This is a genomic window from Vibrio sp. HS-50-1, assembly GCF_024747315.1.
In the GTDB taxonomy this organism is placed as follows: domain Bacteria; phylum Pseudomonadota; class Gammaproteobacteria; order Enterobacterales; family Vibrionaceae; genus Vibrio; species Vibrio diabolicus.
This window is the reverse complement of the sequence record NZ_JAMPZF010000048.1, coordinates 866,901-887,735: the sequence shown is the minus strand read 5'-3', so window position 1 is coordinate 887,735 and position 20,835 is coordinate 866,901. Positions and strand designations below refer to the sequence as shown.

Annotated in this window: 17 protein-coding genes; 12 read left to right on the top strand and 5 right to left on the bottom strand. The window is 45.4% G+C overall.

Annotation, left to right across the window (positions count from 1 at the left end; genetic code table 11):
* Positions 1 to 30 precede the first annotated feature (30 nt).
* On the bottom strand, positions 31 to 915 hold the full coding sequence (locus tag NDJ01_RS23195; protein WP_046875405.1) for a LysR family transcriptional regulator: 885 nt from the start codon (positions 913 to 915) through the stop codon (positions 31 to 33).
* 667 nt (positions 916 to 1,582) lie between these two features.
* Here NDJ01_RS23195 and NDJ01_RS23190 point away from each other — a divergent pair.
* The 4 genes from NDJ01_RS23190 to NDJ01_RS23175 all read left to right on the top strand — a co-directional run bounded on the left by NDJ01_RS23190 (position 1,583) and on the right by NDJ01_RS23175 (position 6,464).
* Positions 1,583 to 3,907 carry an FdhF/YdeP family oxidoreductase gene (locus NDJ01_RS23190; protein ID WP_258587440.1) on the top strand — a complete coding sequence of 775 codons (2,325 nt, stop codon included), beginning with the start codon at positions 1,583 to 1,585 and terminating at the stop codon, positions 3,905 to 3,907.
* A 297-nt stretch (positions 3,908 to 4,204) separates the two neighbouring features.
* Complete coding sequence (locus NDJ01_RS23185; protein WP_258587439.1) at positions 4,205 to 4,681, top strand: DM13 domain-containing protein; 477 nt, start codon at positions 4,205 to 4,207, stop codon at positions 4,679 to 4,681.
* Between the two features lie 141 nt (positions 4,682 to 4,822).
* Positions 4,823 to 5,623, top strand: coding sequence for a PhzF family phenazine biosynthesis protein (locus tag NDJ01_RS23180; protein WP_258587438.1), 801 nt, complete (start codon positions 4,823 to 4,825; stop codon positions 5,621 to 5,623).
* A 145-nt stretch (positions 5,624 to 5,768) separates the two neighbouring features.
* Positions 5,769 to 6,464 (top strand): aspartate/glutamate racemase family protein, encoded by a 696-nt coding sequence (locus tag NDJ01_RS23175; protein ID WP_258587437.1) that lies wholly within the window; start codon positions 5,769 to 5,771, stop codon positions 6,462 to 6,464.
* Between the two features lie 76 nt (positions 6,465 to 6,540).
* Here NDJ01_RS23175 and NDJ01_RS23170 read toward each other — a convergent pair whose 3' ends face one another.
* Both NDJ01_RS23170 and NDJ01_RS23165 read right to left on the bottom strand, forming a co-directional pair.
* Positions 6,541 to 8,244 (bottom strand): FAD-dependent oxidoreductase, encoded by a 1,704-nt coding sequence (locus NDJ01_RS23170; RefSeq protein WP_256955897.1) that lies wholly within the window; start codon positions 8,242 to 8,244, stop codon positions 6,541 to 6,543.
* A gap of 71 nt (positions 8,245 to 8,315) precedes the next feature.
* A complete protein-coding gene (locus tag NDJ01_RS23165) occupies positions 8,316 to 8,501 on the bottom strand; it encodes a DUF2892 domain-containing protein (RefSeq protein WP_012842250.1) in 186 nt (61 codons plus the stop codon).
* Positions 8,502 to 8,679: 178 nt separating this feature from the next.
* Between NDJ01_RS23165 and NDJ01_RS23160 the strand changes: the two genes are divergently transcribed.
* Genes NDJ01_RS23160 through NDJ01_RS23140 form a run of 5 tightly spaced genes read left to right on the top strand, consistent with a single transcriptional unit; the run spans position 8,680 to position 14,294 of the window.
* The gene (locus tag NDJ01_RS23160) at positions 8,680 to 8,988 is read left to right on the top strand and encodes a metalloregulator ArsR/SmtB family transcription factor (protein WP_012842251.1); all 309 of its coding nucleotides are present in this window, start codon (positions 8,680 to 8,682) and stop codon (positions 8,986 to 8,988) included.
* A 28-nt stretch (positions 8,989 to 9,016) separates the two neighbouring features.
* The gene (locus tag NDJ01_RS23155) at positions 9,017 to 9,436 is read left to right on the top strand and encodes a YeeE/YedE family protein (protein ID WP_258587436.1); all 420 of its coding nucleotides are present in this window, start codon (positions 9,017 to 9,019) and stop codon (positions 9,434 to 9,436) included.
* A gap of 10 nt (positions 9,437 to 9,446) precedes the next feature.
* Entirely contained in the window at positions 9,447 to 9,905 is a 459-nt protein-coding gene (locus tag NDJ01_RS23150) for a YeeE/YedE family protein (protein WP_005460965.1), read from the top strand.
* Between the two features lie 28 nt (positions 9,906 to 9,933).
* Positions 9,934 to 13,242 carry an efflux RND transporter permease subunit gene (locus NDJ01_RS23145; protein WP_258587435.1) on the top strand — a complete coding sequence of 1,103 codons (3,309 nt, stop codon included), beginning with the start codon at positions 9,934 to 9,936 and terminating at the stop codon, positions 13,240 to 13,242.
* Positions 13,239 to 14,294, top strand: coding sequence for an efflux RND transporter periplasmic adaptor subunit (locus NDJ01_RS23140; RefSeq protein ID WP_258587434.1), 1,056 nt, complete (start codon positions 13,239 to 13,241; stop codon positions 14,292 to 14,294). The genes NDJ01_RS23145 and NDJ01_RS23140 overlap by 4 nt, the downstream gene beginning before the upstream one ends.
* Before the next feature lie 88 nt (positions 14,295 to 14,382).
* On the opposite strand, the gene NDJ01_RS23135 is transcribed toward NDJ01_RS23140, so the two are convergent.
* Positions 14,383 to 15,249: an endonuclease/exonuclease/phosphatase family protein gene (locus NDJ01_RS23135; protein ID WP_258587433.1), complete on the bottom strand. Its 867-nt coding sequence runs from the start codon at positions 15,247 to 15,249 to the stop codon at positions 14,383 to 14,385.
* Between the two features lie 309 nt (positions 15,250 to 15,558).
* Between NDJ01_RS23135 and nrdD the strand changes: the two genes are divergently transcribed.
* On the top strand, positions 15,559 to 17,679 hold the full coding sequence (gene nrdD, locus NDJ01_RS23130) for an anaerobic ribonucleoside-triphosphate reductase (protein WP_005394532.1): 2,121 nt from the start codon (positions 15,559 to 15,561) through the stop codon (positions 17,677 to 17,679).
* 84 nt (positions 17,680 to 17,763) lie between these two features.
* Positions 17,764 to 18,234, top strand: a complete 471-nt coding sequence (gene nrdG, locus NDJ01_RS23125; protein ID WP_005394529.1) for an anaerobic ribonucleoside-triphosphate reductase-activating protein — start codon at positions 17,764 to 17,766, stop codon at positions 18,232 to 18,234.
* Positions 18,235 to 18,318: 84 nt separating this feature from the next.
* On the opposite strand, the gene NDJ01_RS23120 is transcribed toward nrdG, so the two are convergent.
* A complete protein-coding gene (locus NDJ01_RS23120; RefSeq protein WP_005460916.1) occupies positions 18,319 to 19,704 on the bottom strand; it encodes an MATE family efflux transporter in 1,386 nt (461 codons plus the stop codon).
* A 120-nt stretch (positions 19,705 to 19,824) separates the two neighbouring features.
* Here NDJ01_RS23120 and NDJ01_RS23115 point away from each other — a divergent pair, with 120 nt between their 5' ends.
* A complete protein-coding gene (locus tag NDJ01_RS23115; protein WP_258587432.1) occupies positions 19,825 to 20,682 on the top strand; it encodes an AraC family transcriptional regulator in 858 nt (285 codons plus the stop codon).
* Positions 20,683 to 20,835: the final 153 nt, after the last annotated feature.

Here is a 20,835-nt window from a genome sequence, read left to right as displayed (position 1 = left end):
GTATGCCAAAAATTGACGTGTGGATTGTTGTTATCGATTGAATATGCTTTTTGCTTCTGCGAAACACTGATCGGTTAGCGCGGAGAAGGGTTCTTGTTTTCGCTTTAACAAACCTAGCGGGGCGTGAACGGCGGCTTCTTCGATAGGAATAATGCGAAGCGTATCGTTCAACTCTTCCAATCCACAATTCAGCGGCATAATGGCGCAACAAAGGCCACTGGTTACTGCTTGGATCAAGTGAAAGGTGGAGTTACTTTCAATGACGGTTTGTGGAACTAGCCCTTTACTCACAAAGCTAAGATCAATCGAGTGGCGATAGTGCATGCCCTTCGAAAGCAGCCCTAGCGGAATGTTATTGAGTGACTCCCACAACACTTCAGATTCGGCAAAATCAAAATGACGCTCATCGAATAAAACGCCAAGTTTGGTCGAATCTAGCTCGATAACATCGAAGTAAGCGGTGTTGACTTGATCGACATAACACATCCCCAAATCAAGCTGATTGCGATTGAGTTGGTCTATGATCTGCTCGGTCGTCATGGAGAGTATTTGAAAGCGTAACTCAGGGAACTGTTGAGCTAATGGTTTGAGCAATTGCATCGGGTTTTGGCTGGCGAGTGGCACCATTCCAAGCCGAAGTGAACCGACCAACTGACCACGGCAGTTAGCAGCCTCGGCTTGCAATCCATCATGAGCGGCTAAGACGGTTTTTGCCCAAGCTAAAATGCGCTCTCCGGCTTCAGTAAATCCTTCAAATCGTTGACTTCTCTGGATTAATTCGAGGTCGAGTTCTTCCTCTAAGCTTCGGATTCTCATGGACAAGGTAGGCTGCGTAATGTGGCACAATGCGGCGGCTTGACCAAAGTGTTTGGTCTGTTCAAGTGCGATGAGATATTTCAGTTGTTTGATATCCATAATGGCTTATTAACCTTGCGTTGTGAGTCACATGTACGGGGGAACTCCCTAAATAAGGGCACGGCACTACCGTACTTTTTAAGCGCTGGAGCGTTTTAACTGGGAAATGGAAAACCAAAACCAAGTCAAGAATAAAACCACACTCAAAATTGATCTGAATCAAGGCTATTCCTGATATTAATTAGGGTCAAATTTAAAGTATCTATAGTGTGATAGATATTATCTATTATCAAGAGTGCCGATTTTATTGAGTTCGTTAAGCGAACTAGGTGGAATCGAATGGGAAAATGATTAACCTCATAAATTGTATTGATTAAAAATGTGATGACCGTCAGTGGAAAAAATCATCATAGATTTTGTTTATCACTCGGTCAGGATTATCAATTGGACGCATATTGAATAACGACTTAATCTTTGATTTAGATCAAGGCGCAACAACGCAAATTGAATCTAACAGTCTTAGAAACAGTAGGCGGGTATCCGATATCAAGAATCTAGATAAGTAAACGCTCGGACAAGCGAGAGCATGTTGAGTGGTTACTTATTTGGATTAAAAAATACATGGATTAGAAACTAAGCCCTTCAATACTTCCGCATTATCTCAATAAATAACGCGCTTGTTTTCACGGGCACCCTGCTTGCTGGTATATCTGCGAGGAGTAAAGTCGTGAGCCAAAAAGAACAAATAAAAACATACAAAGGTCCAGCTGGTGGTTGGGGTGCACTGAAAGCCGTAACCAGAAGTTGGTGGGGCAGTGAAAATGCAGTTAAAAACATTCGCACCATGCTCAAAACCAACCAAAATGGCGGTTTCGACTGCCCGGGATGTGCATGGGGTGAGTCGCCAGATAGTGGTAAAGTCAATTTCTGTGAGAATGGCGCGAAAGCGGTAAACTGGGAGGCGACCAATCGTCTGGTTGATCCTGAGTTTTTTGCCAATCACAGCGTTTCTTCTCTCTCAACTCAAACCGATTACTGGTTGGAATACCAAGGCCGTATCACGCACCCAATGCGATACGATGTTGAATCCGATCACTATGTGTCAGTCTCTTGGGATGAGGCTTTTGCACTAGTCGCGAAACATCTCAATCAATTGGATTCACCGCACCAAGCGGAGTTTTATACCTCTGGTCGTGCAAGCAACGAAGCGGCGTTTTTGTATCAGCTATTTGTCCGCGCATTCGGTACCAACAACTTCCCAGATTGTTCCAACATGTGTCACGAAGCCAGTGCAATCGGGATGAAAGACACCATTGGCGTTGGTAAAGGCACAGTGATCTTTGATGATTTTGAAGAAGCTGATGCGATTTTCGTGATTGGTCAAAACCCGGGCACGAATCACCCACGAATGCTTGAACCTCTGCGCGAAGCGGTGAAACGTGGTGCACAGGTTATCTGTCTAAACCCGCTGAAAGAGCGCGGATTAGAGCGTTTCCAAAACCCACAAATGCCGATTGAGATGTTGAGTAACGGCTCAGAACCTACTAACACGGCGTACCTGCGTCCTGCTTTAGGTGGAGACATGGCAGTGTTTCGTGGTATCGCGAAATTCTTGTTGCAATGGGAACGCGAGGCATTGCAAAACGGTGGCAAAGCGGTATTTGACCGTGAGTTCATCAAGCAACACACGATAGGTATTGATGAGTATTTGGCTGAAGTGGACGCAACCTCTTGGGAACACATCGCGGAACAATCGGGTCTTGATTTAAGTGAAATCGAGATGGTGGCGAGCATGTATCGACGTGCAGAACGTGTGATCATGTGTTGGGCGATGGGGTTGACTCAGCATCGTCACTCTGTACCAACCATTAAAGAAGTCGCAAACGTGCAAATGTTACGAGGTAACGTTGGTAAGCCGGGCGCGGGTCTTTCACCAGTGCGTGGTCATAGTAACGTTCAGGGCGACCGTACGATGGGCATTGATGAAAAACCTTCAGATCTGTTGTTGGATCGCATTGAAAGTCGATTTAACTTTGACGTCCCGCGTGGTGAAGGCCACAACACTGTGAAAGCCATTAAAGCGATGGAAGAAGGGCAAGCGAAAGTATTTATCGGTTTGGGCGGTAACTTTGCACAAGCAACGCCAGACACAGAACGTACGCACAACGCGATGCGAAACTGTAATTTAACCGTACACATTTCGACGAAGTTAAATCGTTCTCACCTTGTCACAGGTAAAGATGCGCTTATTCTTCCGTGCTTAGGCCGTACCGAGATTGATCAGCAAGCGACTGGCCCACAAGGCGTGACGGTTGAAGATACTTTCAGCATGGTGCATATCTCATTTGGTCAGCTAAAACCGCGTTCGGAGCATTTGCGTTCAGAACCAGCGATTATTGCCGGTATTGCCAATGCTACACTTGGGGCAAAACCAATTGATTGGCTGTGGGCAATTGAAGATTACGACCGTATTCGCGATTTGATTGCCGATACCATTCCGGGCTTTACCGACTTTAACCATAAGCTTAAACACCCGGGTGGATTCCACTTGGTAAACCCAGCAGCCGAGCGTCGATGGAATACACCAAGCGGCAAAGCACAGTTCAGCTCTAGCGAGTTGCCGAAGCAGTTGATCAGCGAAGCGATACTCGAAAAAGGCCAAAAGCCAGATTTGATTTTGCAAACCATGCGCTCACACGACCAATACAATACGACACTTTACGGCTTGAATGACCGTTATCGTGGAGTATTTGGCATGCGCGAAGTGCTGTTCATCAATGACGCGGATATTCGTAAACTCGGATTTGAACCGGGCGATAAAGTAGACATGGTGTCATTGTGGGAAGATGGCGTTGAGCGGCGTGTGAGCGGATTTACGCTTGTTGCCTATGACGTACCAGCAGGTCAGGCGGCGGCTTACTATCCAGAAACGAACCCATTGGTTCCTTTAGATAGTTATGGGGATAGAACGTTTACGCCAACTTCCAAGTTTATTGCGATCAAATTGGAAAAATCGACATCCGATAAGATCGCTTTGGTGGAAGCAGAATAGTTCCCAAACCAGTACAACGACATTCCCGATAAGCAAACGGCTGATATTAATTATCAGCCGTTTTTAATTGCTCACTTTGCCTTTAGATCATTTCGTCGAAGGTGTGTAGGGGGCTGAATTAAAATAGTTATTTTCGTTAATAACGGGGTTATTGGATAGCACTCTAAAAGGCAGCAATTAAGGCGCATTGGTCCAGCTTGTGTATAATATTAATGAAATTAGGCTATTAGACGTATAACCTGACGGATGTCTGTATTTGAGCCTAAATCTAAGCTGATGAAACTAACAAGAAGATAGATGACCTTGAAAAATATAATTAAATTAACAATCAGTCACTTAGTGGCAGTTTCTATTGGCATTGCGATAGGTATCTATACTTTACCGATCCTTATTGCACCACCTGCGCCGACCGATGAGCAAGTTGCTAAGAGCAAGCAAGGCGCAGAATACAGCGCAGTGTTTAAGAGGGAACTCAAAGGTAGCGACGCTTTTCATTGGGGAGAGGGAGAAATTCATTTGAGTTCTGAAGTCATTACGTTGGTAGGAAAACTCGCTCCCGGGCCTGACTATAAACTCTATTTATCTCCTAAATTTGTCGAAACGGAACAAGCGTTTAATGACCTTAAATCTGAGATGAGCTTGGTTGGTGATGTCAAAACATTCAACAACTTCGTTGTTGAGGTTCCTCAAAGGATTTCCATTTCTGAATACAATACTGTTGTTGTTTGGTGTGAAACATTCGGTGAGTTCATTACTTCGGCAAAATACCAATAAATCCCATTAGGAGAAAAAGTGGTTTCTTCTTAGTTAATAAAGGTTTACTGCTCAAACAACAGGTGCAATACATTACGTGGTACAAATGCACTAAGTGCTGCTAATGGTTCTACAGTGGTTGATAGAACTTAAGGATATTTTGTGGAAGTTAAAATTTTTCAGGTCGACTCGTTTACATCAGATGTGTTCAAAGGCAATCCTGCAGGTGTGTGTATCACAGAATCAAGCCTTGATGAGGAAATGATGTTGGCCATAGCGGCAGAGATGTCACTATCTGAAACCGCGTTTCTGTCATTAAACACAATGCAACTTCGTTGGTTTACACCTGAAACGGAAGTCGCTTTGTGTGGACATGGCACATTGGCCACGGCGCACGTGCTGAGAGAGCAAGGGTTATATAGTACAGGTGATACCATTGAGTTTGCTACGCTATCCGGCGTTTTAACTGCACAACTTGATCATGATGACATTCATTTGGTGTTTCCAGCTCCTATTTTAGATATGCGAGCAAGTATTAACACAGACTTGCTTCACGGCTTAGGGCTCGATGTGGCTGATGTAATCGCTTATGGTCAGTTTGATAATAAGCAGTTGATCGTCATCAATGATGAGTCTTTGATAGAGCAACTCGAACCTGATTTTAGTGCGTTACTTAAACAAAAAGGTCGTGGAGTTGTTATCACTGCTCAATCAAGCACTGACGCTGATTTTGTCTCTCGCTATTTTGCCCCTTGGGTGGGTGTTGATGAGGACCCAGTAACAGGTTCTGCTCATTGCGCTTTATGTGTTTACTGGGCCAAAGAGTTCGGTAAAGCGCAATTAAAAGGCTTCCAAGCATCCAAGAGAAGTGGAGTTGTTTATACAGAACTATTGAGTCCGGAATACGTTAAGCTTTCTGGAAGTGCGGTAACAATGTTGCGAGGAGATATGAGAATCGAGTAGTCGTCCTTTTTGGTTCTCGTTTTTTCTGATTGCAGTTTTATCCAGTTTTCACTAGTGACAAAGCTAGAAGGCTGTCTATCCACGTGGTTGATTTTGTTTGTAAAAGCACCCCTCCCACGGTGGTGTATAACGATTGGAGAGTTATATGAAAACTATCGGTCTTCTAGGCGGCATGAGCTGGGAGTCGACGCTTAGTTATTACAAATTGATCAACGAAGGGGTCAAAGAGGCGTTAGGCGGCCTAAATTCCGCAAAAATTTGTATGTATAGCGTGAATTTTTCAGAGATAGAGAAACTTCAACACCAAGGTAAATGGGAAGAAACGTCAAGTATTCTATCTGATGCTGCATCTTCAATAGAAAAAGGGGGCGCTGATTTTATTCTTATTTGTACGAACACAATGCACAAAGTTGCTCCTCAAATTGAAGCCAGCATTAATATCCCCATACTACATATCGCAGACGCGACTGCTGAGTTACTTCGTGAGAAAGGGGTTCAAAAGGTCGGACTCCTTGGTACTCAATTCACAATGGAGCAAGACTTTTACAAAGGACGGCTTTCCGACCTCTATGGGCTGGATGTCATAATTCCCGCTCAAGATGATCGCTCTATAGTGCATAACATTATTTATAAAGAGTTATGCCAAGGTGAAATCAAAGAAGAATCGAGAACGATATACCTGCAAATTATTGAAAAACTAAAAGAGCAGGGAGCTGAAGCCGTGATTCTCGGGTGCACTGAAATTGCCTTACTTGTAAACCAAAGTCACACAGATGTTACGCTACTTGATACCACTTCTATCCATGCTCAAGCAGCAGTCCGTTTGGCGATAGAAGGTTAATGAGTTAGATTTGAGTCCATGTAAATAAACAAAAGAGAAAACCAATTCCTCGGTTTTCTCTGTTTTTATTATCCCGTTATAAGCGCGAGAATTTGAGTGTTCTGTATCCACCAATCAAGTTACGAGCTTTGTAACCATTGTTGACCAGTTGACGGTATGCCACGTTACCGCGCAAGCCTACTTGACAGTAAATCACAATCTCTTTGTCTTTTGGTAGTTCACCCATACGATGGCGTAACTGGTCAACCGGAATGTTTATTGCCCCTTCAAGATAACCAACAGACTCCAATTCACCAGGGTTACGGACGTCGAGGAGAATTTGATCTTCAGTCAGGTTGTCGATTTCATCGTAATGAATCGCCGCTGCGTCACCTTTGATGATGTTATTTGCCACAAACGCCGCTTGGTTGATCACATCTTTTGCACTGCCGTAAGGTGGCGCGTAAGTCAGTTCAAGATGCTGTAGTTGTTCAACCGTCATGCCAGCACGTTGTGCAACAGCCATAACGTCAATACGTTTGTCGATACCGTCTTTACCAACTGCTTGAGCACCTAAAATCTTGCCTGATTTTGGATCGAACAACATTTTGAACGACACCACTTCTGCACCAGGGTAGTAGCTCGCGTGGCTTGCGGTATGCACGTACACTTTGTCGTATTCAACGCCAGCGCGTTTCAATTGTTTCTCATTTTTACCTGTTGAAGCCACAGCAAGGTCGAAGATCTTACAAATCGCAGTACCTTGTGTGCCTTGGTAAGTTTCTTTGCGACCAAGCATATTGTCCGCTGCCATACGGCCTTGACGGTTTGCCGGGCCTGCAAGTGGCACTAGAGTTTGCTCGCCAGTCACGAAGTCTTTCTCTTCTATCGCGTCGCCGACAGCGTAGATCGAAGGATCGCTGGTTTGCATGTATTCGTTCGTGTAAATACCGCCTAGCGCACCAATTTGAAGGCCAGCTTCTTGCGCCAGTTTTGTCTCAGGACGTACACCGATTGCCATGATCAGAATATCGGTAGTGAGTTTTTCACCGTTGTTCAGTGTTAACTCCAATTCACCTTCTAGGTGTTGGTGTTTCTCACTCTCACCAGAGTCGAAACTTGCAACGTGCTCGTTAGGTACGAATTTCACAGATTCAAGCGCGACGCCAAGTTTGAGGTCGACACCTTTGTCACGAATTTCTGCATGAGCAAAACCTGCCATTTCACGGTCTACTGGCGTCATGACTTGGTCTGCCATTTCGATCAGAGAGGTTTTAATGCCAAGTTGGTGGAAGGCTTCCATCATTTCTAAACCGATGAAACCGCCGCCAACAACCGTCGCATGCTCTGGCTTGTTCATTTGGATCGTTTCGATGATGCGATCCATATCTGGAATGTTACGTAGCGAGTGGGTGAGCGGGTTATCGAGGCCTGGAATTGGCGGAACAATAGGGCCGGCACCTGGGCTAAGCAGTAGAAAATCGTACGATTCTACGTATTCAGACTCATCCAACAGGTTTTTGATCGTAACGGTCTTGTCCTGTCGGTTTATAGAAACCACTTCATTCATCACGCGAACATCAACGTTAAAGCGTGCTAAAAAGCTTTCTGGCGTTTGTAGTAGTAACTTACTGCGTTCTTGGATATCGCCGCCGATGTGATAAGGCAAGCCACAGTTGGCAAATGAAACGAATGGGCCACGTTCAAACATGATGATTTCGGCATCTTCGCTTAGACGACGAGCACGCGCCGCCGCAGATGCACCACCTGCAACACCACCGACGATTAAGATCTTAGTCATTTTTAACTCCAAGTTTTAGGGCGAACTGACCTTTCACGAATAGCCTGTGTGAAAGGTCACTACGCTCTAGATTATCTAAAACCAAATTTCTTTAAAAAATAAGCAGCAGGGCAGATTCCCGTGTAAGCACTTTGAATAAGATTAACGCCGATAAACACGGTGAACCAAATGAAGTTACTGTGAACGAACACGGTTAGTATGACCGAGATCAATACCATCGTGCCTGCAAAAATTCGTACTGCATTTTCTAACGTCATAACTCTTCTCCTTCGTACTCTCAAACTGAGAACGCCATCCTTTGATATTCATCACTATAATTATCTAAATTAGAAATGTCTAATGTTAATTTATCTAAATTCATCATTACTAATTTAGTGTTGACTAAATATATTGCTTTAGTAATATCTAATTTAGTTTTTAATATAGAGGTGAGTCATGAGCTATACAGATATGGATGTAGCAGCAATGAAAGGCAATGCCAATGAAGCTGCTGATCTCCTAAAAGTAATGGCACATCCGGAAAGGCTAATGGTGTTGTGCCAACTGACCCAAGGTGAGGTTGGTGTTGGGGAGCTACAAAAGAACTCGTTCCTTAGCCAATCCGCCTTTTCACAGCACTTGACGGTGCTTCGCAAACACAAATTGATCAAGGCTCGTAAGGCATCACAGCAAGTGTTTTATTCGTTGTCAGAACCGAGAGTTGAGTCATTAATAAAGGCGCTTCATAGCGTTTTCTGTAACTAATTCGTAGCTAAGATTTTAGAGGTAAATAATGTTAAACGTTATTCCATGGGAATCGTTGTTTGGTGGCCTTTTGTTAGGGATCTCCGCCACTATATTGTCGTTGGTTAACGGGAAAATTGCCGGAATCAGTGGAATTATGAATGGCATTATGTCACCAAAAAAAGGCGATTATTCGTGGCGATTGCTTTTTGCGGTTGGAATGATAGCTGGTGGCTTGATTAGCGTCCTAATGTTGGGCGTTGCGGTTCCTAGTACCGCGAACCTTTCTTTAGGGATGGTGATTGCCGCTGGTTTATTGGTAGGAATCGGAACCAGACTGGGTAACGGATGTACTAGCGGACACGGCATTTGTGGCATGGGCCGTTTGTCTAAACGCTCTGTTGTGGCGACCTGTGTATTTATGGTTGTCGCTGGCTTAACGGTATTCGTTCGACTTCACCTAGTTTAAGAGAGATTCCATGAACAAGACTATTTTTCGTTTTTCTGCTCTTTTGAGCGGTGTGTTATTCGGTATGGGCATGGCGGTGTCCGGCATGATCGACCCAGCTAAAGTCATTGGATTTTTAGATATTTCTGGCAGTTGGGACCCAAGTTTGGCTTTTGTGATGGGCGGCGCACTCGCGGTATTCATGCCAAGCTATTTTTTAATCATCAAGCCGAGAAAACAATCAGTTAGCGGTGAAGCGTTTTGCACACCAACCAATAAGAACATCGACGGACGTTTGTTATCTGGTGCGGCGATCTTTGGTTTAGGTTGGGGTTTGGCAGGTATTTGCCCTGGCCCTGCGGTTGCGAGTCTGGCATTAGGCAACGTGAGCATTGTAGTGTTCTTCCTTGCGATGTTAGTTGGATCTCTGTTCGCGAAAGCGATCATTACTAACCGTAACGCGAAGAAGATGAAAACCGCGAACGCGTAAACAATCAATCTGATATGGAGGGGAAAGGATGCCCGACAAACTAAAGCGAAGTTTTGTTCAGTCCGTGATGAACAGCTTTTTCCCTCCGATCATGATTTTACTCGCGCTTATGGTCGGTGCCGCGGCTTTGTGGTTGACCCCGAAAGAGGAAGACCCGCAAATCGTTGTGCCGATGGCAGATGTATTGGTTTCGGCTCCCGGACTCAGCGCTTCTCAAGTCGAAAATCAAATCACTGAACCATTAGAAAAGCTTGTTAGCCAAATTGACGGTGTGGAATACGTTTATTCTTCGTCAATGGAAGGTGCTGCGCAGGTAATCGTTCGTTTCTATGTCGGCGAAAACCGCGAAGATGCTCTGGTTAAGCTGTATAACAAACTCTATTCCAACCAAGACAAAGTTCCTCCTTCTGTCACTAACTGGCTTGTAAAGCCTGTTGAAATCGATGATGTACCCATTGTTGTTGCCGCAATTTATTCCACCGATCCAGACATTCTCGATCGCCATCAGTTGAGACGTATTGCAGACCAAGCCACGTTAGGCATTAAATCATTGGATGCCACCAACAAGGTGGAAGTGATTGGCGGTGAGCCGAGAAAAATCCAGATAGAGCTTGATTCCGTTGCGATGGCAAACTTCAAAGTAACCATCGATGACCTCGAACAGGCCATTCAGCTCAGTAATAGTAAAACCCAAGGCAAGAACGTTCGCGTAAACGGGCAAAATTTCACATTGGAGTCGGGACGGTTTCTGACTAACGCCGAAGAGGTTGGCGATCTTGTTATCGCAGTGCTCAATGGCAAACCCGTTTATTTGAAAGATGTCGCGCGTATTTACGACGGTGAAGGTGAGGCAACATCCGATACTTGGTATCGCGATAAAAACCACGATGAAGCATACCCAGCGGTGTTCATTTCTGTCGCTAAACAAAAAGGCTCGAACGCGGTTAACGTCGCTGAGTCTGTTCGGGATAAACTGGCGGCGCTTCAATCCGAGCAGTTTCCTCCACAAGTTCAAGTTGCAGTCATTCGTGACTATGGCGAAACGGCGAATGCGAAAGTAAACAACTTGGTATCAAGCCTTGGCATCTCTATTCTAACGGTCGTGGTGTTTGTCGGTTTGTTTTTGAACTGGCGAAGCGCATTGGTGGTTGGTATCGCGATTCCGATTAGCTATGGTGCCGCGCTCGGGATGGACTTGGCATTTGGCTATTCCATCAACCGAGTCACACTCTTTGCGTTGATTTTGGCGCTAGGTTTGATCGTGGACGATCCGATCGCCAGCATCGACAATATTGAACGCTACCTCAAACGCAAAAATCTAACACGAACCAATGCGATTGTTCTCGCCATGGCAGAAATTCGTAGCGCCTTGTTAATGTCGACGGTCGCGATTGTTATCGTGTTTACGCCGATGTTTTTTATCACTGGGATGATGGGGCCTTACATGGCGCCACTGGCGTTCAACGTTCCGATCAGCGTTATCTTTAGTACCGTTGTCGCGTTTATGATCACGCCTTGGCTTGCCAAGAAGCTACTCAAAGGTGCTGAGGAAAACGGCCACTATGACATCCAATCTTCGCCGATGTATCGTTTGTATCGTGGTGTGTTGATTCCGCTACTTGAAAGCCGCAAGAAAGCATGGCTTTTCCTTGGTTTGGTTGCCTTGTTGTTCGTCTTGGCAGCATTGTTGCCAGCACTTCGCTTAGTTCCACTCAAGTTGCTGCCTTATGACAATAAAAATGAGTTCCAATTGGTATTAAACATGCCAGAGTCTTCAAGCTTTGTGGATACCTCCAACGCGCTGTCGAGCTTTACGGACTATTTAATGACGGTGCCGGAAGTGACAAGTGTGTCGGGCTTTGCAGGCACCGCTTCCCCAATGGACTTCAACGGCATGGTGCGCCACTACTTTATGCGTAGCGAACCATACCATGGCGAGCTTCGAGTCGTTCTTGCAGAGAAGAATCGCCGCGCAATGCAATCACACGAACTGGTGACACGACTCAGGGCGGATTTAGAGCAGATTGCAAATAAGTTTGACGCTGACCTGCAGCTAGTCGAAGTGCCGCCAGGCCCGCCTGTTATCGCAACCATTACGGCAGAAGTTTACGGTGATGAAGCGACATCTTATGAAGATCTGATGATCCAAGCAGAGAAAGTCGCGGATAGGCTTCGCAAAGAACAGTTGGTTTCTGAGGTGGATACCAGCATCCAAGGTGATTTAGAAACGTGGCAATTCATCGTTGATCAAGAAAAAGCGGCGCTGTCTGGTGTTTCCGTTGCTGATATCAATAACACGCTTATTACCGCCGCGAACGCCAAAGTGCTCGGTTATATAGCCGATCCAAGAGAAGTGGATCCACTACCTATCGAAGTGCAGCTCCGACGCGAAGACAGAGATAACCTGAATCAACTAGAGCAGCTTTATGTGCGAGGCCGTCCGGGGATTGCAAAAGTAGAATCCAATGGGGCTGTTGTGGATGCTCCTCAGCCTATCGTGCAGTTGTCTGAAGTCGGTCATTTTGTGAAACGCGCAGCGGACAAACCGATTTTCCATAAAAACCTCAAGCCTGTTGTGTATGTCTACGCCGAGGTAGTTGGGCGTGTTCCGGGTGAAGTGATTGCCGATGTGATGGCTGACCAAGATACAACTCACGCGGAAGATGTGCATCGTCACTGGCAAGATCGCACGTACTTGAGCAATGGAGCTGGTGTCACTTGGAGCGTGCCAGACAACATCGAAGTAGTTTGGAGTGGTGAGGGGGAATGGAAAATCACAGTAGACGTATTCCGCGATTTAGGCATTGCTTATGGCGCTGCGCTGCTTGGCGTATTTGTGGTGATGTTGATTCAAACAGGTTTACCTGCGGTATCGGGCATCATCATGCTGGCGATACCACTGACCGTGATTGGGATTATGCCGGGGTTCTGGATTTTGAATGTGTTAAGCAGTGACATCGGTAATTACCCCAACCCAGCTCTGTTCACGGCGACCGCGATGATCGGCATGATTGCGCTAGCTGGGATTGTGGTGCGTAACTCACTCGTTTTGATTGAATTTGTTCAGCAATCGCTGGCTGAAGGTCGTAGCTTACATGATGCGTTGATTGAATCTGGCGTTGTTCGTATGCGGCCAATCTTGCTGACTGCGGGTACAACGTTACTGGGTAACGTCGTGATTACGTTAGACCCAATTTTTAACGGTTTGGCTTGGGCAATCATATTCGGTATTACCGCCTCGACCATCTTTACGCTGCTTGTGGTTCCGGTGGTTTACAACCTTGCATACCAAAACACCAAAGGACATGGATTACCTCAGATGGAGGAAGAGCAATGAAATTAGATACCAAATGGTTAGGCGTGATTCTGTTTGCCATACTCGCGCTTCTTTTTCTCTATATGGCTGGATTTTTTACAGAAAAGTTGCCGACAGAACATGACGCGAAAACCAACCAGATTGATGTAAATAACGCAGAGACACATCAACTGATGTTAACCAGCGAACCGGTTGTTCGAGAATTTCCGGGCGTCGTCGTTGCAGAGCAGCACGCCGATATCGCGGCACGGTTAACGGCATCGGTGATGGAGGTATTGGTGAAGGTTGGCGATAGAGTGAAGCAAGGAGACGTGTTGGCGCGGCTAGAAAGCGATGATCTCGACGCGCGAGTTCGTCAAAGTGAGCAGGCTTTATCCTCTGCACAAGCGCAGCTCAATGCGGCGAGAAAGGAGTTTTCTCGTGTCAGAGCGCTTTTAAACAAAAAACTGATCCCTCAATCGCAATTTGACCAAGCGGAAAGTGCGTTGCAAACCGCGCAAGCCAACTTCAATAAAGCGCAAGCGGCGGTCTCTGAGGCGGAAACGACCTTTGGCTACAGCATTATTACTGCGCCGTTTGATGGCTTGATCACGCAAAAGCCCATCAACAAAGGTGATACTGCGACGCCGGGGGCTTTGCTTTTATCAATGTACAATCCAAACTCGTTGGAAATAGAGGTGAGCTTTGCTGAGTCTGTCATGCCTTATGTGACTTACGATAAAGAAGTGGACGTTGTTTTTCCGTCTTACAACCTCAACGCGCAAGCGGCTGTAAAAGAAGTGACGCCGTCGGCAGATGCCAACTCGCGCAGTTATACCGTAAAGCTTCAATTTGAGCCGCTAACGGCTATCTATCCAGGTACATACGCCAAAGTCGCGTTGACCTTGACCGACGATGTTGTACTTCGCGTGCCAAAAGAGGCGGTTTACCAAGTTGGTCAATTGGACTACGTAAAAGTGGTGCAAGACAGCGGTAAGGTAGAAACTCGACTTATTCAGCTTGGAGAGTTGGGGAGAGTGCGAACGGGGTTGAAGCAGGGTGACATCGTACTGCTGAATCCAAGAGCGCTTTGATAGAACGGTTTCTTTTGTTAACTAGTTAAACGTCTATCTAACAAACAACATAAAACAGCCCAGCATGATGCTGGGCTATTTTGTTCGTTCAATTAAGCGTTACCGTTGCGTTTACAGGACAATGGTCACTCAGTTTGTAATCCAAAACATCTTGTGAGCTGAACAGCGTTTGATGTGCGTTTTTCGCTTTTATTTGCGGGCTAACAATAATGTGATCAATCAAAGAGCGGAATTGGTGTGTTTTGCTTGGGGTCTTATTTGAGCGAACCTTGCAATCGGCTTGGGTATCTCGCGTTACCAATTGTGCATCGTTACCAAGCGTCATGATCGCCCACAGCCAATCACGTTGATACGACAAGTTGTGATTGAAATCGCCCATTACGGCGTACTGCTGCTTTTTCTTTTCTCTCTCGCTCATCCATTTCGCAAGTGCTTCTCCTTGTTGGCTCAGTGTTTGGCAATTGCGGTTGTTTTTGTATGCTCCGCTGCATCCTGCTTTTAAATGCACAGAGAGCAGGTGAAGCTCGTCCTTTTGGTTTTGGTTAACGACGATGTAGCTGGCAAAGCGCAACTTGCTATTACCACGCGTGATTGAGAAGTCTGCTGGATCAGACACTTCAATGTGTTTGCGCACAGCAAAACCAGTGTACTGATTGGTATCAGAAAACTGAAGGTGCTTATTGTTTGATTGAGCTCGATCAGAGAGGTAAATCGCGTAGCCATCGCCTACGGCTTTTTGAACGGCGGCTTTGGAGTCGACCTCTTGAAAGGCGATGATGTCGGCTTGAGTTTTATCCACATATTGATTGAGTTTGACGAAATCGTCACTGGTTCTAGAAACCTTACCTCCATTTATAGACAGCCATTCTATATTCCAACTGGTTAAGTTGATGGAGTTTTGAGCAAGTGACGTTGAACTAAAAATTAATAAGGCAGTAACAAATAGTGATCGCATATTGGCTTGTTTCACTCCTGGATTTTAGCGTATTCCTTTCCAACCTTTATCCTATAAGCGCTCTAAAAAAAGCAAGTAGATTTCGTACCAATTTTGCAATTTTCATGGTTTTCTTCTCAACTGAGATCAGTACCAATAAGATCGATTTGTTCTTGTCCGCTAGCCGATCTTTATTGATCAAAATCAATGTTTTCAAGTGGTGCTTTTCGTTAAATACGCCACAATATATTGTGTTAGCAGAATAAAAAATAACCCCATATAGTGTATTTGTGGATAACTCTGTGAGTATGCTGGGGTAAGGAGAAGAAAGTGAAACCAATCGTAATCAAGCGTGACGGCTCAAGAGCTCCGTTCAACAGGGATCGTATCCAAGCAGCAGTTGAAGCGGCAGCGGAAAACAAGGATAAAGATGTCGCCATTTATGCTCTTAATGTCGCTCTTGCTGTCGAGTTACAGCTAAAAGATCACGATGAAGTTCACATCCATGAGATTCAAGACTTAGTCGAGAATGAGCTCATGCAAGGTCCTTACAAAGCCCTAGCACGTTCTTACATTGAATATCGCCATGACCGCGACATCGCGCGTGAAAAGCAAAGTGCACTAACTCGTGAAATCGAAGGCTTGATTGAAGAAAGTAACCTTGATTTGATCAACGAAAACGCGAACAAGGACGGCAAAGTTATCCCAACTCAGCGTGACCTTCTAGCGGGTATCGTGGCGAAGCACTACGCGAAAACGCACATCCTTCCTCGCGATGTGGTTCAAGCACACGAAGTGGGTGACATTCACTACCACGATCTGGATTACGCACCATTCTTCCCGATGTTTAACTGTATGCTTATCGATTTGAAAGGCATGCTAACGCACGGCTTCAAAATGGGTAATGCAGAAATCGATACGCCTAAATCGATTTCAACTGCGACCGCAGTAACAGCGCAAATTATTGCTCAAGTGGCTAGCCATATTTATGGCGGTACAACCATCAACCGTATCGACGAAGTGTTGGAACCTTACGTCATCACGAGCTATGAAAAGCATTTAGAAATCGCGAAAGAGTGGAACATTGCTGAGCCAGAAGAGTTCGCTAAAGCTCGCACTGAGAAAGAGTGTTACGACGCATTCCAATCGCTAGAGTACGAAGTAAACACACTACACACGGCAAATGGTCAAACGCCATTCGTTACGTTTGGTTTTGGTCTTGGTACAAGCTGGGCGTCTCGTCTTATTCAGCAATCGATTTTGAAAAACCGTATCGCTGGTCTTGGCAAAAACCGTAAAACCGCCGTATTCCCTAAATTAGTGTTCGGTATTAAAGACGGTCTAAACCACAAGGCAGAAGATCCAAACTACGACATTAAGAAGCTTGCACTTGAGTGTGCTTCAAAACGTATGTACCCAGACATTCTTAACTACGACAAAGTCGTGGAAGTAACGGGTTCATTCAAAACACCTATGGGTTGTCGTAGCTTCCTAGGCACCTACGAAGAGGATGGCGAACTTATCCATGAAGGTCGTAACAACCTTGGTGTAGTTAGCTTGAACTTGCCACGTATCGCGCTTCGCGCAAAAGGCAGCGAAGCGAAGTTCTATGAACTGCTTGATGATCGTCTACGTCTTGCTCGTAAAGCACTAGAAACGCGTATTTCTCGTCTAGAGAACGTAAAAGCGCGCGTTGCACCAATTCTATATATGGAAGGTGCATGTGGTGTGCGCTTGAAAGCGGACGATTCGATTGCAGAAATCTTCAAAAACGGCCGTGCATCAATTTCTCTAGGTTACATTGGCGTGCATGAAACTATCAACGCGTTGTTTGGTACTGAAGCGCACGTTTACGATGATGCCGTATTGCGTGAAAAAGCGGTCGCGATCATCAAACATCTAAAAGATGCGGTGAATCAATGGGCTGACGAAACTGGCTATGGCTTTAGCTTGTACGCAACACCAAGTGAAAACCTATGTAGTCGTTTCTGCCGCATCGACACCAAAGAGTTTGGTTTGATTGAAGGCGTAACAGACAAAGGTTACTACACCAACAGCTTCCACTTGGATGTTGAGAAGAAGGTTAACCCTTACGACAAGATCGACTTCGAGATGCCTTACCCAGAAATCTCAAGCGGTGGCTTCATCTGTTACGGTGAGTTCCCGAACATGCAACGTAACGTAGAAGCGCTAGAAAACGTGTGGGACTACAGTTACACCCGCGTTCCTTACTACGGAACTAACACTCCGATTGATGAGTGTTATGAATGTGGTTACACCGGCGAGTTTGAATGTACAAGCAAAGGCTTTACTTGCCCAAGTTGTGGCAACCACGATTCAACCAAAGTATCGGTGACACGTCGCGTATGTGGCTACTTGGGCAGCCCAGATGCACGTCCGTTTAACTTCGGCAAACAAGAAGAAGTTAAACGTCGAGTGAAACACCTATAAGGTTAATTACCACTCGATTCAACACTTTGAAAATCAACCTGCTTTAGGTTGATTTTCTTTTTCGCGATAACAAAGAGACACATTATGAACTACCACCAATATTATCCAATTGACGTTGTTAACGGACCGGGTACGCGCTGCACATTATTTGTGTCGGGCTGTGTACATCAGTGTCGTGGCTGTTATAACCAGTCGACGCAACGCTTGGATTCGGGTGTGTTGTTCACGCAAGAAGCGGAAGACAAGATCATCAATGATTTGAATGACACGCGCATTAAACGTCGCGGCTTGTCGTTGTCTGGCGGAGATCCGCTTCATCCTGCTAATGTGCCTCATATTTTAAAGATCGTGAAAAGGGTGAGAGAAGAGTGTCCCGGTAAAGACATCTGGGTTTGGACAGGCTACACGCTGGCTGAACTGGATGACGCGCAAAGAGAAGTGGTGCAATACATCGATGTTTTGATTGATGGTAAGTTTGAACAAGACAAGAAAGACCTCAATCTCGAATGGCGTGGTAGTTCAAACCAAATCATTCATCGCTTTACAGACATCTAACCAAGTATTCTCCAAACATAAAAAGGGCTCACGCGTGCATAACGGGTGAGCCCTTTTGGTGTGAGTTCGTCAGTGCATTTACAGTTACGCTGTCACCGTTTGGTCATCTTCGACCATATTGTTTATCCAACGTTTAGATTGGATACGATAAGTCGTCAGTACGCCTTTCACAAATTCTTCAGCTAGCAGAGACATCAAGACAAAATGCAAAGGCAACCCGAGTACCATACCAGTGTAATAGGTAAGGGGAATGCCAATAGCCCACTGACCGAACGTATCAATAAAAATGCTGTAGCGAATATCCGCACCACTCTTTAGTACGCCGCCAATCCCTACCATGTTAAACACTCTCAAAATCATACCCAGCGCCATGACTAAGCATACGTTGAGTGCCATTTCTGCATCGGTTAATGGGCTAAGTACCAATAGATGATGAATCAAAGGCGAGCTCAACCACACTAGGAAAAACAGTAAGGTGGCTAAGATTGCGCTGGTTAACACATACCACCACGCCGTTTTCTCGACCCGATCATAATGTTTTGCGCCAATATCATTCCCAAGAAGGACGGATGCAGCGACCGCAAATCCCATAAAGGTTGAAATCAGTACACCTTCAATTGGCGACAAGAATGAGATGATCGCAAGTTCTGAAACGCCCAATTGACCATAGATGATGCTGTAAACGATCAGTCCACCAGTCCAGAGCGCATCGTGGACCAACATGGGTAGAGAAACCTTAAAGTATTTTTGACGATACTGCTTTAAACGGCCTTGTGCCCAATCGAATTTGGTCGGAATCAGGTGCGCATAACGTTTGCAGAAAAAGTAAATCAATACCGCAGTTTGGAAAAATCGAGAAACAAAAGTACCGACTGCTGCACCAAATACGCCCCATTGAGGAAATCCAAATAAACCGAAAATCAAAACAGAGTTCAGCACGACATTCACAACAATCGCGGAGATACTAACGTTGGTTGCCAGTTTGGTTTGGCCTACGGAGCGCAATACCGCTTCAATCGGTACCACTATCGCCGTTGCAATGAGACTAAAGCCCGTAACCACAAGATAGTCACGTGCATAAGTGACGTATTCAGGATCGTCTGACATGAAAGAGACGATCTCTTCATCAAAAATCGCATAAAGAACAATAAATGGCAGTGTCACTAAAATGGAAATACACCAAGACTGCGCCAACGTTCTGCGAATTCCCGCCATATTCCCTGAGCCGTAATATTGAGAAGCCAGCACCGTTACCGCACCACACAGGCCAAAAACGACCGCAAGGTTAAAGAAAAAGATGCGGTTTCCGACACCGACTGCAGCTGTTGCGGATTCGCCGAGTAGACTCACCATGAAAATATCCACGACGCCGAGCAACGCAAAAAGCATGGATTGCAGTGAAACAGGGAGGCCAATCGCAATCAGCTTTTGCCAAAATGCTTTATCGATGTATTCGCGTGTTAAGAGCATCGCATTTCTCCTTAAAGATTAATGCGAGTAGTTTATCCCTATGATTTGGCGGTGTATTTTTCAAAGGCATCCAAAACCTTTGTAAAACTCTCCACTAGTGTATATGTGAGCCAATAAATCATGGAAGATAAACAAGAACGCTACGCGATTTCAGAAAAAACCTATCAAGAGTTTATTGATCACAGTCGAGTACTGGCATTGGAGGAGAGAGGCATTGTGCAGTGCGGAATTGCAACCTGTCGTGACTTCTTCTCTGTTTATTGTAAAAACCAAAAAAAACACATGCTGCTTTACACCGTGCGCGGTAAAGGTTGGTTAGAAAGTGGGGCGTGTCGATATGATTTGGAGCCTGGCTCGTTGATCACGGTGCCAGCAGGTGTTGAAAACGGTTTTGGTATGGAAGAGGAACTCTGGCAGATCGCATGGCTTTTTCTTGCTCCTGATAGAGCATGGCCAATGATAGAGAGTAATATTAGTTACCAGCTCACATCTGCACCTGAGGTGATGTATGCGTGTATCCAAACGTTGTTACGCAGCATTAATCTTCCTATTGATTATGGTGGTGCGGTTGGTGCACATAGCGTGGCTCAGTTAGAGCTGATGTTAAACATGCCGCCCTCAGAGTCGATATCACGCAGCCAATTGAGGCTTCGGCGCGTATTCGATCTTGTCCAGCGTCAGCTCCATAAGGATTGGAGTGTCGAGCAAGTGGCAGCTTTATATCCATGTTCGGAGCCACATTTGCACCGTCTGACTCAAAAGCAGTTTGGTCGAAGCCCGATGGCACATTTAACACGTATGCGCATGGAATATGCTGCTAGGCTACTTCGTTCAACAGAATGGCCGATTCAACATATTGGAGAGATAGTCGGATATCCAACTAGTGCCAACTTTAGTACACGTTTTAAAGCGTGGTCGAGCATGACGCCAAGAGAATTTAGGAAAAACGGAAGAGTGGATTGGTATATTGAGGAGTGAATCGTTCTTTTTATAACCGATAGAGCGCACAAAACTTATCGTAACCCAGAATTTTGTTCTCTAATTGATGAAATAAGTGAAAAATCATTTCGCCATTTTTTGCGATGGTGTTAACGTGAGGTTCGGTACTTGAATTTCAAAGGGTTATGACTT

What these genes read in the sequence shown, in the direction of transcription:
- NDJ01_RS23160 (WP_012842251.1), top strand. Translation starts at nt 8,680, where the DNA reads ATGAGCTATACAGATATGGATGTAGCAGCAATGAAAGGCAATGCCAAT.
- NDJ01_RS23175 (WP_258587437.1), top strand. Translation starts at nt 5,769, where the DNA reads ATGAAAACTATCGGTCTTCTAGGCGGCATGAGCTGGGAGTCGACGCTT.
- NDJ01_RS23170 (WP_256955897.1), bottom strand. Translation starts at nt 8,244, where the DNA reads ATGACTAAGATCTTAATCGTCGGTGGTGTTGCAGGTGGTGCATCTGCG.
- NDJ01_RS23140 (WP_258587434.1), top strand. Translation starts at nt 13,239, where the DNA reads ATGAAATTAGATACCAAATGGTTAGGCGTGATTCTGTTTGCCATACTC.
- NDJ01_RS23145 (WP_258587435.1), top strand. Translation starts at nt 9,934, where the DNA reads ATGCCCGACAAACTAAAGCGAAGTTTTGTTCAGTCCGTGATGAACAGC.
- NDJ01_RS23165 (WP_012842250.1), bottom strand. Translation starts at nt 8,501, where the DNA reads ATGACGTTAGAAAATGCAGTACGAATTTTTGCAGGCACGATGGTATTG.
- NDJ01_RS23195 (WP_046875405.1), bottom strand. Translation starts at nt 915, where the DNA reads ATGGATATCAAACAACTGAAATATCTCATCGCACTTGAACAGACCAAA.
- NDJ01_RS23185 (WP_258587439.1), top strand. Translation starts at nt 4,205, where the DNA reads ATGACCTTGAAAAATATAATTAAATTAACAATCAGTCACTTAGTGGCA.
- NDJ01_RS23120 (WP_005460916.1), bottom strand. Translation starts at nt 19,704, where the DNA reads ATGCTCTTAACACGCGAATACATCGATAAAGCATTTTGGCAAAAGCTG.
- NDJ01_RS23115 (WP_258587432.1), top strand. Translation starts at nt 19,825, where the DNA reads ATGGAAGATAAACAAGAACGCTACGCGATTTCAGAAAAAACCTATCAA.
- NDJ01_RS23150 (WP_005460965.1), top strand. Translation starts at nt 9,447, where the DNA reads ATGAACAAGACTATTTTTCGTTTTTCTGCTCTTTTGAGCGGTGTGTTA.
- NDJ01_RS23135 (WP_258587433.1), bottom strand. Translation starts at nt 15,249, where the DNA reads ATGCGATCACTATTTGTTACTGCCTTATTAATTTTTAGTTCAACGTCA.
- NDJ01_RS23155 (WP_258587436.1), top strand. Translation starts at nt 9,017, where the DNA reads ATGTTAAACGTTATTCCATGGGAATCGTTGTTTGGTGGCCTTTTGTTA.
- nrdG (WP_005394529.1), top strand. Translation starts at nt 17,764, where the DNA reads ATGAACTACCACCAATATTATCCAATTGACGTTGTTAACGGACCGGGT.